Raw genomic sequence first — 12,842 nt, forward strand, 5'->3', positions numbered from 1 at the left:
GTCTTACGTGTTAACGGTCAGTTTCTCCGTCTCGACGCCGTCGACGTTGATGTCGAACGACGCGTCCGATGCGACGGTGTAGGTGAGTTCGACCGTCTCCCCGGCGGAGACGGAGGGGTTCCACTTGACGAACCACTCGCCGTCTAAGTCCACGACCGTGGCCTCGTCGGGCACGTCCGCCGGTTCGGTGGAGACGATTTCGGTGATGTCCGGTTCCTCCGTGCGGTCGGAGTGGTTCTCGACGCTCAGGGTGACGGTGTCGCCCTCGACGACGCGTTCGACGCCGACGTTGTTCATGATGCGCGCCAACGCGCCGTCGATGTTCGGCCGTTCCCGGCCCGTCACCTCCGAGAGCTTGTCGGCCATATCGGGCAGGATCTTCCCGAGGACGTCCTGTTTCTTCCGGCGCTTCTGCATCGACCGCCGCTTGTTGAGGTAGGACTTCAGGTCGCGGGCGGCCTCCCGGATGGCGAGTTCTATCTCGTCTTCTATCTCCGGGATGTTGGCGAGGGCGTCCTTCGACTCGCTCGTGAACGGGACGTTCGTGGAGGCGACGTGGACCATGATGACCGCCGGGCCGTTCGGCATCCCGGATCCGCCGGGTTGGTCGAGGCCGTAGTTCCGCCAGCCGATGCGCTTGACCACGTCCGTCGTGGCGCAGGCCCCTCGCTGGTAGACGAGGGGGACGCGGTTGGCGAAGCGAAGCAGGTCGACCGACCCGCCGTCCGGCAGGTCGCCGCCGTAGGCGATGCCCGCCTCGACGATGAAGGGGTCGCCGCCGTGGACTTCCGCGTCGCGCGTCGCCGCGGCGTAGAAGTCGGCGTCGTACTCCTTCCGGAGGCCGGCCTCGACGAGTTCGGCGGTGATGGGCGACAGGCAGTTCGTCGGCGGCGCGAGGATGTCCGTCTCGCGCATCGCCTCCAGCAGTTCGGAGGCGGTGTCCCTGTCGTCGGCCACCTCCGAGACCTTCGGCACGTCGTCGGGGACGGTCCGCATCACCTTCCAGACGGCCTCCGCGACGTTCTCGCGGGCCGTCTCGCCGATGGTGATGTCCTCGTTCGTGGAGACGAGGACGTCCGCCGACCGGTCGACGTACTCGCGGACCTGCTTCCGCGTCGCGCGGTGTCGGGCGGGGCCGCCCGTGAACTTCTCGCCGAGGCGGTCGGCGAGGCCCTCGACCGTCAGGTCGTCCTTCCGGGTGCTGGTCGCGCCGTCAACGAGGCCGTAGAGGTCGGGCGTCACGTCGGCGGTGAGAACCTCCCACGCCGCTTCGACGGCGTTCTCCTGGACCGTCGCGCCGAAGCTGACGCCGCGTTCCCCGCCCACGTCGTCGGCGACGGTGGAGACGATGGATTCGAGTTCATGGTAGGCGGTCCGGTCGCGGTTTCGGAGGGTGTCGGCGACCTGGGAGGCGAGCGCCGAGGTGGCCTCGGCGCCCTTGTTGACGACGGCGTCCTCGATGGCGGTTTCGAGGTCCGTCTCGGGTTCGGTGCCCGGTTCGGGCGCGCGCCACGCCATCTCCCGTCCGAAGTGCCGGTCGCGGAAGTTGTCCAGCACCTTCTCGGCCGTCTTCGCGCCGACGCGGGTGAACTCCTCCTGCAGGAACCCGGAGACGGAGTACGACTCCGTCACGCCGAGCATCTTGATGAGCGTCCCGAGTTCGACCCCGTGGGGGTGGGGTCGGATCTCCTCGGTCTCGGCGGGGAGGCTCGCGCCCTCGACGCGTTCGTACTGTCGCGGTTCGTCGAGTCCCGGTTCGTCGAGGACGAGTCGCGCGTGGGGGTTGACGACCGCCGTGTGCTTCACGTAGTTGTGGAGCTGTTGGCGGGCGCGCATGTTCGCCTCCATCTCGACTTCGATTCGGGTGCCGTGGGTCGGCGAGAGGTCGGACTCCGCGGGCGAGAGCTCCTTTTCGACCTGAATCTCGGGTTCGTTCGTGTCGGTGTCGATGATGAGCTCGAAGTACTGCGCCGTCTCCGACCCCTGCGTCCGACTCGTAATCTTCGCGGGTTTGCCCGAGGTGAGCTGCGAGTAGAGGACGGACGCGGAGATACCGATACCCTGCTGACCGCGGGACTGTTCGCGCGCGTGGAAGCGAGAGCCGTAGAGGAGCTTCCCGAAGACCTTCGGGATCTGCTCTCTGGTGATACCCGGCCCGTTGTCTTCGACGACGAGCGTGTAGTAGTCGCCCGACTCCCGTATCTCGATGGAGATGTCGGGCATGATTCCCGCTTCTTCGGTCGCGTCGAGGGCGTTGTCGACCGCCTCCTTGACGGCGGTGACCATCCCCCGAGCGCCCGAGTCGAAGCCGAGCATGTGCTTGTTCTTCTCGAAGAACTCGGCGATGGAGATGGCCCGCTGGCTCTCCGCCAGCTCCTCGGCGATCCCCGACTCCTCGCCGAGCGTCGACTGGAACGAGGTCATTCTGTGCCGAGAAGTTCCCGATGGACGGTTAAAACGTGTTCGGGAGCGGAGTGAAAGTGAACGGGACGACCGACCGACGGAGGGGCGACCGACGGCGCGCGCGGCAAAAGCGAAATCGCGTCACCCGAGCGATTCACTCCGTCCTGAACTTGTTTTATGTTCTCTCACGCGGGCGCGCGTACGAGGGGTTTAAGGGAGGAGCTAGCCTAGTCGGTAACAGGTTCTATGTCACGAGAAAGCGAGTACGGGGCCGGGCAAATTCAGGTCCTCGAAGGCCTAGAAGCCGTCCGAAAACGTCCGGCGATGTACATCGGGTCCACGGACTCACGGGGATTACACCACCTCGTGTACGAGGTCGTGGACAACTCCATCGACGAGGCCCTCGCGGGATACTGCGACGAGATAGAGGTCGCAGTCAACGACGACGGGTCCGTCTCTGTCACCGACAACGGCCGCGGCATCCCGGTCGACACCCACGAACAGTACGATCGGCCCGCGGTCGAGGTCATCATGACCGTCCTCCACGCGGGCGGGAAGTTCGACAACAAGTCGTATCAAGTGTCCGGCGGCCTCCACGGCGTCGGCGTCTCCGTCGTCAACGCCCTCTCTCAGCGGTTGGAAGTCGAGATAAAGCGCGACGGCGCGGTGTGGAAACACGAGTTCGACCACGGCGAACCCGTGGCCGACGCCTTCGAACGCGTCCGCGACCTCGAATCCGGCGAGGACACGGGGACGACGATCCAGTTCTGGCCCGACGACGACATCTTCGAGACGACCGACTTCGACTTCTCGACGCTGGAGAACCGCCTCCGGGAGCTCGCGTTCCTCAACTCCGGCGTCCAGATCTCCCTCCGGGACGAAGTGGCCGACGAGGAGAGCAGTTTCCGCTTCGACGGCGGCATCCGGGAGTTCGTCGGCTACCTCAACGAGACGAAGACGGTCCTCCACGACGACACTATCTACTACGACGACGAGGACCAGAACATCGAAGTCGAGGTGGCGATGCAGGCCACCGAGGAGCTGCAGGGCTCCATCCACGCCTTCGCCAACAACATCAACACCCGCGAGGGCGGCACCCACCTCACGGGCTTCAAGACGGCCCTCACGCGCGTCGTCAACGACTACGCGAAGAGCAACAACCTGCTCGACGACCTCGATTCCCTGAAGGGAGAAGACGTCCGCGAGGGTCTGACGGCGGTCATCTCCGTGAAGCACCCCGACCCGCAGTTCGAGGGGCAGACGAAGACGAAACTCGGCAACAGCGAAGTCCGGGGCATCGTCGAGTCCGTCACCCACGAACAGCTCGGGACGTACTTCGAGGAGAATCCGGGCACGGCCCAGTCGATAATCATGAAGGCCGTCGAGGCGGCGAAGGCGCGCAAGGCCGCGAAGAAGGCCGAGGAACTGACGCGCCGGAAGTCCGCGCTCGAATCGACGGCGCTTCCGGGGAAGCTGGCCGACTGCCAGTCGAAAGACCCCGGCGAGTCCGAACTGTTCGTCGTCGAGGGCGACTCCGCGGGCGGGTCCGCGAAGCAGGGCCGCGACCGGCGGTTCCAGGCCATCCTCCCCCTGAAGGGGAAGATTCTGAACGTCGAGAAGCACCGGCTGGACCGCGTGCTGGAGAACAACGAGGTCCGGTCGCTCATCACCGCCATCGGGGCGGGCGTCGGCGAGGAGTTCGACATCGAGGACGCGCGCTACCACCGCATCATCCTGATGACGGACGCCGACGTCGACGGCGCGCACATCCGAACGTTGCTTTTGACCCTCCTCTATCGCCACATGCGCCCGCTTCTGGAAGCGGGGTACGTCTACGCGGCGAAACCGCCGCTGTACCGGGTTCGCTACCGCGGCGAGACGTACGACGCGATGACCGAGGCCGAACGCGACCGGATCGTCGAGGAGAAGTGTAACGGCAACCCGACGCAGGTCCAGCGGTTCAAGGGTCTCGGCGAGATGAACCCCGACCAGCTGTGGGACACGACGATGAACCCCGAGAACAGGGTTCTCAAGCAGATAAGCATCGAAGACGCCGCGGCCGCCGACCGGATGTTCAACATCCTGATGGGCGACGCCGTCGAACCGCGGAAACAGTTCATCAAAGAACACGCCACCGACGCCGAGTGGGTGGACATCTAACCTAACTCACCCCCCGAAAATCACCAATGAGTTCCGACGCACCAGACAAATTTGAACCGGGTGCGGGCATCGCCGCCAGCGTGGAGACGGCCCGCATCGAACAGGAGATGGAACAGTCGTACATCGACTACGCGATGTCCGTCATCGCGGGCCGGGCCCTCCCGGACGTCCGCGACGGACTGAAGCCCGTCCACCGGCGCATCCTCTATGCGATGCACGAGGCGGGCGTCACCTCCCGAACCTCGCACCGGAAGTCCTCGTCCATCGTGGGCGAGACGATGGGTGACTACCACCCGCACGGCGACTCCGCCATCTACGATGCCCTCGCGCGCATGGCGCAGGACTTCTCGATGCGCTACCCCCTCGTCGACGGGCAGGGGAACTTCGGGTCCGTCGACGGCGACCCGCCGGCCGCCATGCGGTACACGGAAGCCCGGATGGACTCCATCGCAGAGGAGTTACTCGCCGATATCGACAAAGACACCGTCGACTTCCAGGCGAACTACGACGACCGGAAGCAGGAACCGGCGGTGCTCCCCTCCGCGTTCCCGAACCTGCTCGTCAACGGGTCGTCCGGCATCGCCGTCGGGATGTCCACCAACATCCCGCCGCACAACCTCGGCGAGGTCATCGACGCGACGGTCCACCTCATCGAGGACCCCGACTGTACGGTCGAGGACCTGATGGAACACGTCAAGGGGCCCGACTTCCCGACCGGCGCGAACATCGTCGGCCGAAACGCCGTCCACAAGGCGTACAAGACCGGCCGCGGGCGCATCCGCGTCCGCGCCGAGTTCGAAGTCGAAGACGACGACCGCATCGTCATCACGGAACTGCCCTACCAGGAGAACAAGGCGCGCCTCATCGAACGCATCGCCGACGACGTCAACGAGGGGAAGATAGAGGGCATCCGCGACCTGCGCGACGAGTCCGACCGCGACGGCATCCGCGTCGTCGTCGAACTCAAGCGCGGCGCGAACGCCGAGGTGGTGAAGAACCAACTGTTGGAACACCACCTCGAATCCACGTTCGGCGTCATCAACCTCGCTCTCGTGGACGGCCAGCCCCGGGTTCTCACGCTGAAGGAGACCTTAGAGGAGTACCTCGACCACCGGCGAGAGGTCGTGCGTCGGCGCTCCCAGTACGAACTCGACGAGGCGGAGAACAGAGCGCACATCCTCGAGGGCCGACTGACCGCGCTCGACAACATCGACGCGGTGGTCGAAACCATCCGCAACTCCGAGAGCCGCGACGACGCGAAGGCCGCACTCCGCGGCGAACAGACCGTCGAGGTGGACGGCGAGGAACTGCCGTCGTTCGACTTCTCGGAGGATCAGGCGAACCACATCGTCGCGATGCAGCTCGGTTCGCTCACCTCGATGGAGGCCGAGGAGATAGAGTCCGAGTACGAGGAGGTGCAGGCGCGCATCGACCGCCTGAACGAAATCCTCTCGGACACGTCGGAGCTCGACGCGGTCATCGAGGAGGAACTCCTCAACATCAGAGAGGAGTACGCCGACGAGCGTCGCACCTCGTTCATCGAGGACACCGGCAGCGTCACCCACGAGGACCTCATCGCCGAGGAGGACGTCGTCGTCGTCGTCACCGAGGAGGACTACATCAAGCGGATGTCCCTCGACAGTTTCCGCGCGCAACGCCGCGGCGGGAAGGGCATCATCGGCACCGAACTGAAGGAGGGCGACCGGGTGTCGTCGGTGTTCGTCGCCAGCACCCACGACTACCTGCTGTACTTCACGAACCATGGGCAGGTGTACCAGCTGAAGACGTACCAGATACCCGAGATGGGGAGGACCGCCCGCGGGAAGTCCGCGGTGAACCTGCTCGACTTGGACGACGGCGAGCAGATTACCGCCGTCGTCAACTGCGCCGACATCGCGGACGAGACGGACAAGTACCTCACGATGGTCACCCGCGACGGGTACATCAAGCGGACGCACGTCGAGAACTTCCAGAACATCCTCTCGACGGGCATCATCGCCACCACGTTGGACGACGGCGACGAACTCGCCGACGTGGAGGTGACCGACGGCGAACGCGACATCGTCATCGCCACCCGCGAGGGGATGTCCATCCGCTTCCACGAGGACGAGGTTCGCCCGATGGGCCGGTCCGCCCGCGGCGTCCGCGGCATCAAACTCGAAGGCGAGGACAGGGTGGCGGGCGTCGCCGCCGTGGACGAGGACGTCCACAACTGGGTGCTCACCGTCACCGAGAACGGGTACGGCAAGCGGACGGACATCGAGAACTACCGGCCGCAGTCCCGCAACGGGAAGGGCCTGATAGACATCAAGACGAACGAGCGGAACGGCCCCGTCTGCGCGATGGAGACCGTCGGCGACGGCGACCACCTGTTCGTCATGAGTTCCGAGGGGCAAATCGTCCGCACGCCCGTCGAGGACGTCTCCACCGTCGGGCGGAACACGATGGGCGTCATTGTGATGGACTTAGCCGGCGGCGACGCCGTCGCGTCCGTGGACGTGTACAACGAGGAGCGTTCGACCGCGGTCGACGCCGACACGGACGCGGAATCCGACCCTGACGCCGACGCGGGGACCAACGGCGAACTCGACGCCGAGGAACTCCGCGAGGCGACCGACAGCGAGTTCGCGTCCGAGGGTCTCGAAGACGGCGCCCTCGACTCCGAGTAACGCCCCTCTGACGACCGTTTTTCTTTTCGCCGCGCCCCCGATTCCGGGAGCGACGCCGCCCGATACCCCGTCAGTTCACCGGAAACGAGGTGTGGGGCCGTCTCCCGGGGCGCATCGGGCGCGCGCCGCGGGAGACGCAGGGGCGAACCTCACAGGATGCGCTTTCCGAGTGCGCTGGCGGCGAGTTCGGTCGCAAGCGACGCCGTCTCGTTCTGTTCGTCGAGGATGGGGTTCACCTCGACGAGTTCCAGAGAGCGGAGCGCGCCCGTCTCGGCGACGGTTTCGAGCGCGGAGTGGGCCTCGCGGTAGTTCACCCCGCCGCGGACGGGCGTCCCGACGCCCGGCGCCTCCCGGGGGTCGAGCCAGTCCAAATCGAGGCTGACGTGGATGCCGTCGGTGCCCGCCGTGGCGATTTCGAGGGCCCCCTCGACGACGGCGGTGATGCCCTCCTCGTCGATGTCGGACATCGTGAAGGCGGTCACCTCGCTCTCTCGGATGGCCTCGCGTTCGGCCTCGTCGACGGACCGGAGGCCGACGATGGCGACGTTCTCCTCGCGGAGGCCGTCGGCGTTGGCCCACTCGACGCCCGCGAAGTCGCCGATCCCGAGCAGTGCCGCGAGGGGCATCCCGTGGACGTTCCCCGACGGCGACGTGGCGGGGGTGTTGAAGTCGCCGTGGGCGTCGAACCAGACGACGCCGACGTCGGCGTCCCGGGCGCTTCCGGTGACGGACCCGATGGCGATGGAGTGGTCGCCGCCGAGGACGAGGGGTAACTCCCCCGAATCGAGCGTCTCGGCCACGCGGTCTGAGAGCGCCGTACAGACCGCCTTCGTCTCGCGGAGGAACTTCGCCCGGCCTTCGCTCGGCGTCTCCGCCTCTGGGTCGCGTTCCTCGGCCCGGGGCGCGGAGACGTCGCCGTCGTCGGCGACGGTGGCCCCCGCGTCCTCCAGTTGCGCCGCGAGGCCGCCGTAGCGGATGGCCGACGGGCCCATGTCCACGCCGCGTCGATTCGCCCCGTAGTCGATGGGCGCGCCGATGATTCGGGTTGGTCGCGTCATGGTCGTATCTGCACCGCTCGCGCGCTTATGGTCATCGAAACGGGACGAGAGGAGGTTTCGAGGCGGCGAGAAGGACTTTCGCCCCGTGCGACCCGGGAGAGCGGCTTTCTTCGCGGCCCCACTCTCCACGCTCGATGCGACTGCTGCAGGTGTTGGTCGAGACCGAACACCTCGACGACGTGTTGGACACACTCCGCGAGGAGGACATCGACCCGGTGGTGTTCTCGGTGGACGACGGCGGAGACTTCGTCCGAGGCGCCGGCAGCAACAGCGACAGTGACGCCGACGCCGACGCCCCCGAGAGCGGCCCCGGTCGGAAGATGGTCCAGTTCCCGGTGCCGACGGAGGCGGTCGACCGCGTCCGCGACGCGATGACCGACATCGGAATCAAGGAGGAGTACCTCGTCATCGTCAACGCGGAGACGGCGGCGACGCCGCACTACTCGGCGCTCGTAGACCGGTACATGGAGGGCACCGAGGAGGAAGAGCGCATCTCCAACGAGGAGATTCGGACGAAGGTGCGCAACCTCAACCCGCGGCCGACGACGTACTACAGCATGACCGTCCTGAGCGCGTTCGTCGCGACAGCGGGGTTGCTGTTGGACTCGCCCGCACTCGTCGTCGGGTCGATGGTCATCGCCCCCCAGATAGGGGCCGCGCTCACCGCGAGCGTCGGCACGGCCCTCGACGAACGGTCGCTGTTCGTGGAGGGCATCAAATCGACGCTCGCCGGCCTCGTCGTCGCCATCGTCGCCGCCGCCGTCCTCGGGTGGGGGTTGAAGACGGCGCAGTTCGTCGCGCCCTCTCTCAGCGTGACGACCGTCCAGCAGATATCGAGTCGGACGTCGCCGGGCCTGCTGACGCTCCTGGTCGCCCTCTGTGCGGGGTCCGCAGGCGGGTTCGGACTGGCGACCGAGCTTCCCGTCTCCATCGTCGGCGTCGCCGTCGCCGCGGCCATCCTCCCCGCCGCCGCGGCGGTGGGAATCGGCATGGCGTGGGTGATACCGACGGTGGCGCTGGGCGCGTTCGTCCTCCTCGCGGTCAACGTCACCGGCATCGTGTTGGCCGGGGCGGCGACGCTGTGGTACCTCGGGTACCGGCCCCAACACTGGTCGGAGGCCGCGAGTGCGACGGCGAAGGTGCGCACCCTGCTCGGACGCCCGACGACGTACGTCGTCCTCGGCCTGTTCGTGACGACGGCCATCGGTCCGGGGGTGCTCCTCGCCCAGCAGATAGCCTTCGAGAATCAGGCGACGACCGCCGTCCAGGACGTCATCGAGGGACCGGGGTACGAGGACCTCGAACTGAGCGCCGTCGAGATCGAGTTCTCGGACCTCGGCGTTTCCGAGGACAGGCGGGAGGTGACCGTCACCGTCAGACGCCCGGTGGACCGGTCGTACCCGTCGCTGGCGGGGGTGTTGCGTCGAGCCATCACCGCCGAAACCGACGAGCGAGTGACCGTCACCGTCGAGTTCGTCGAACAGCAGAAAGATTCGCCGTAGTCGGGCGGTGGGAAGTCGGTACGGCGCGCCCGCGGTATCGGCTTCCGGTCGTCGGTCAGTCCTCGCGGTAGGGCGCGCAGACGCGCGCGACGCCCTCCTCGAAGGGTATCTGCGGCTCCCACCCGGTCGCCTCCCGCATCTTCGTCGGATCGGCCTTCGTGTCGTGGACGTAGACGTCGAGGGGGTTCTCGATGTACTTCGGTTCGATATCGGTGCCGAGTTCCTCGTTTATCATCTCGACCATCGTGTTGAAGTCGTAACTCTCGCCCGTGCCGAGGTTGTAGACGCCCTGCAGTTCGTGGTCGGCGGCGAGTTCGATGCCGCGGACGATGTCGTCGACGTGCGTGAAATCGCGGGTCTGGGTGCCGTCGCCGAACAGCTCCGGCCGTTCGCCGTTGGCGATCTTGTGCGCGAACTGGGCGACGGTGTTCGCGTACTCGCCTTTGTGCTCTTCGGCCCCGCCGTAGCCCTGGTACACCGAGAAGAAGCGGAGGCCCGCGAGCGTCATGTCGTAGTGGTGGTGGAAGTACTCGCCGTACTGTTCGCGCGCGAGCTTCGACGCCTCGTAGCACGTTCGCGCTTCCACGGGCATGTCCTCCGGGGACGGTTCGGTGCGCGACCCGTAGATGGACGAGGTGGTCGCATAGGCGACGGTGTCGCATCCGTCTTCCCGCGCCTGTTCGACCGCGTTGACGAACCCCTCGACGTTCACGCGCGTCGCCTCGCGCTTGTTCTCCTCGGCCATCGTGTACGAGGAGTACGCCGCGAGGTGGAACAGGACGTCGACGCCCTCGGTGGGCAAGTCGTCGTCGAGGACGCTGGCGTCTACGAACTCCACGTCTTCGTCTACGTTCTCCGGCGTCCCGAGGTGGAGGTCGTCGACGGCGATAACGTCGTTGTCGTCCGCGAGATGGTTCGCGAGATTCGAACCGATAAATCCGGCACCCCCGGTGACGAGGACCCGTTTCTCCTTCATGGGTAGCACACAACGACCTGCAAGTAAATTACTACCGGCACGGGATTACCCGGCCCGGACACGGGCTTCGTTTGTGAAAATAGCGCACGTATCTACCCGGTAATTGTCAGACGGCTCCGGGTTTCTCCCGTTCATCCATCGCATTTAAGGACGTATACTTCGAACGAATCACCATGTCATCAATCGAGCTGACGTCGAGTCAGAAAACCATCCTCACGGCGCTGATAAACCTCTATCGGCAGAGTGAGGACGCAGTGAAGGGCGAGGACATCGCAGAAGAGGTAAACCGGAATCCGGGGACGATCCGCAACCAGATGCAGAGTCTGAAGGCGCTGCAGTTGGTCGAGGGCGTTCCGGGGCCGAAGGGCGGCTACAAGCCGACGGCGAATGCGTACGAAGCGCTCGACGTCGACCAGATGGACGAACCCGCCTCGGTTCCCCTCCAGCACAACGGGGAGACGGTCACCGGCGTGAACGTGGACGGGATCGACCTCTCGTCGGTCCACCACCCGGAGCTGTGCCGCGCCGAGATTCACGTCCAAGGCTCCGTCCGAGACTTCCACGAGGGCGACGAAGTGAAAGTCGGTCCGACGCCGCTTTCGAAGCTCGTCGTCGAGGGTATCGTCGACGGAAAGGACGACACGAGCAACATCCTCATACTCCGTATCGACGACATGCGCGCGCCCGTCGGCGAGCCGAACCACTGAGGCTCTCTGCGGACACGTCGATGCCGACCGGACGTCGGCATCTTTTCTCTCTGCCGTCGCGGTCGGTAGTGACGACAGTCGGACCGCCGGACGTACCGTAACGGCGTTGCTCCGCGGCGTCGGTCGCTCCGAAAAAACGAGTCGGTTCCCGCGCGTTCGTCCCCGGCTTACATGTCCCCCCACGCCTCGTACGCGCGGCGCGGGGAGGTGATGTCCGCGATCCACCGGGTGGCGACGCTCTTCTTCAGCGTTCGCGCGGCGGGGCCGCCGAACACGTTGACGGGAACCTTCCCGAGCATCGGCAGCTTCACGCCGTGTGCGACGGCGTCGTCGCCGATGGAGATGAGCGTCCCCTTGTCCTCGTGGCTCCACGTCTTCAGCGGTTGGCCCTTGACGGCGCGGGCGACGTTCTCGCCCGCCACGTCGGCGGCCTGCCACGCGGCCTGCGCGGTGGGCGGCGCGACGGAGTCGGACCCCTGTTCGACGAGGGCGGAGTCGCCGAGGGCGAACACCCGGTCGTCGCTCGTCTGGAAGTCCGCGTCCGCGTAGATGCGGTTCGAACGCTCGTCTTTGTCCACCTCGGCGTCCGCGACCTCCTCTTGGCCCGTGATGCCGCCGGTCCAGAGGAGAACGTCGTACTCCAGCGTGTCGGGTTCCTCGTCCTCGCCGCCGCCGAGGTAGATGTTCTCCTCGTCGACCTTCGAGATGAAGTCGCCCGTGAGGATCTCGACGTCCTTCTCGACGAGGCGCTTGCGGAGCGCACCCTGCAGTTCGGGGTCGTTACCGGGGAACACCTCGTCGAGGCCCTCGACGATGGTGATGTCGATGGGCGCGCGGTGGGTGTCGCGGTACTCCGCTATCTCGCCGGCGGACTGGATGCCGGAGAGACCCGCGCCGCCGACGATGACCTTCGCGGGGTCGTCCCGGGAGGCGTCTTCGGCGGCCGACTTGATGGCGCTGTGAATCTCGCGCGCGTCGTCGAGGCTCTTGAGTTCGTGGGAGTACTCTTCGAGGCCCTCGATGCCGTAGAACGCGGTCGCAGAGCCGAGACAGACGAGGAGGTAGTCGTACTCGACTTCGTCGCCGTCGAGTTCGACGACGCGGTCGTCCACGTCGATGTTCTCGACGCGGCCCTTCACGAACTTCGTCTCGGGGGCTTTGATGTCGTCTACGGGGAGGGCTATCTTCGACTCGACGCTCGGGTCGCGGATGCAGCGGTGCGCCTCGTGGAGGACGAGGTGGTAGTCGTTCTCCGAGACCCACGTCAGTTCAGCGTCCGAGCCGAGTTCATCTTCGAGGCGTTTGACGGCACCCGTGCCTGCGTAGCCGGAGCCGAGGACGACGACCTGCGTGCTCATAGGAAGGCC

Annotated in this window: 8 protein-coding genes; 4 read left to right on the forward strand and 4 right to left on the reverse strand. The window is 66.1% G+C overall.

From position 1 onward, the window contains the following. Positions 1 to 3: 3 nt before the first annotated feature. Complete coding sequence (locus ACZ522_RS19740; RefSeq protein WP_379695697.1) at positions 4 to 2,424, reverse strand: DNA topoisomerase VI subunit B; 2,421 nt, start codon at positions 2,422 to 2,424, stop codon at positions 4 to 6. 225 nt (positions 2,425 to 2,649) lie between these two features. On the opposite strand from ACZ522_RS19740, the gene gyrB reads away from it, so the two are divergent. Both gyrB and gyrA read left to right on the forward strand, forming a co-directional pair. Beyond that, positions 2,650 to 4,563, forward strand: coding sequence for a DNA topoisomerase (ATP-hydrolyzing) subunit B (gene gyrB / locus ACZ522_RS19745; protein ID WP_379695695.1), 1,914 nt, complete (start codon positions 2,650 to 2,652; stop codon positions 4,561 to 4,563). 26 nt (positions 4,564 to 4,589) lie between these two features. Next, the gene (gene gyrA, locus ACZ522_RS19750) at positions 4,590 to 7,232 is read left to right on the forward strand and encodes a DNA gyrase subunit A (protein WP_379695693.1); all 2,643 of its coding nucleotides are present in this window, start codon (positions 4,590 to 4,592) and stop codon (positions 7,230 to 7,232) included. 149 nt (positions 7,233 to 7,381) lie between these two features. Here the strand turns inward: gyrA and rocF are convergent, their stop codons facing one another. Next, positions 7,382 to 8,290, reverse strand: coding sequence for an arginase (gene rocF / locus ACZ522_RS19755; protein ID WP_379695691.1), 909 nt, complete (start codon positions 8,288 to 8,290; stop codon positions 7,382 to 7,384). A 134-nt stretch (positions 8,291 to 8,424) separates the two neighbouring features. Here rocF and ACZ522_RS19760 point away from each other — a divergent pair, with 134 nt between their 5' ends. Beyond that, on the forward strand, positions 8,425 to 9,792 hold the full coding sequence (locus ACZ522_RS19760) for a TIGR00341 family protein (RefSeq protein WP_379695689.1): 1,368 nt from the start codon (positions 8,425 to 8,427) through the stop codon (positions 9,790 to 9,792). Positions 9,793 to 9,847: 55 nt separating this feature from the next. Here the strand turns inward: ACZ522_RS19760 and ACZ522_RS19765 are convergent, their stop codons facing one another. Further along, a complete protein-coding gene (locus tag ACZ522_RS19765) occupies positions 9,848 to 10,768 on the reverse strand; it encodes an NAD-dependent epimerase/dehydratase family protein (RefSeq protein WP_379695687.1) in 921 nt (306 codons plus the stop codon). A gap of 173 nt (positions 10,769 to 10,941) precedes the next feature. On the opposite strand from ACZ522_RS19765, the gene ACZ522_RS19770 reads away from it, so the two are divergent. Continuing rightward, complete coding sequence (locus ACZ522_RS19770; protein ID WP_092534916.1) at positions 10,942 to 11,475, forward strand: Rrf2 family transcriptional regulator; 534 nt, start codon at positions 10,942 to 10,944, stop codon at positions 11,473 to 11,475. Positions 11,476 to 11,642: 167 nt separating this feature from the next. On the opposite strand, the gene ACZ522_RS19775 is transcribed toward ACZ522_RS19770, so the two are convergent. Then, positions 11,643 to 12,833 carry an NAD(P)/FAD-dependent oxidoreductase gene (locus ACZ522_RS19775; RefSeq protein WP_379695685.1) on the reverse strand — a complete coding sequence of 397 codons (1,191 nt, stop codon included), beginning with the start codon at positions 12,831 to 12,833 and terminating at the stop codon, positions 11,643 to 11,645. Between the last annotated feature and the right edge of the window lie 9 nt (positions 12,834 to 12,842).

The organism is Halopelagius fulvigenes (assembly GCF_055398025.1).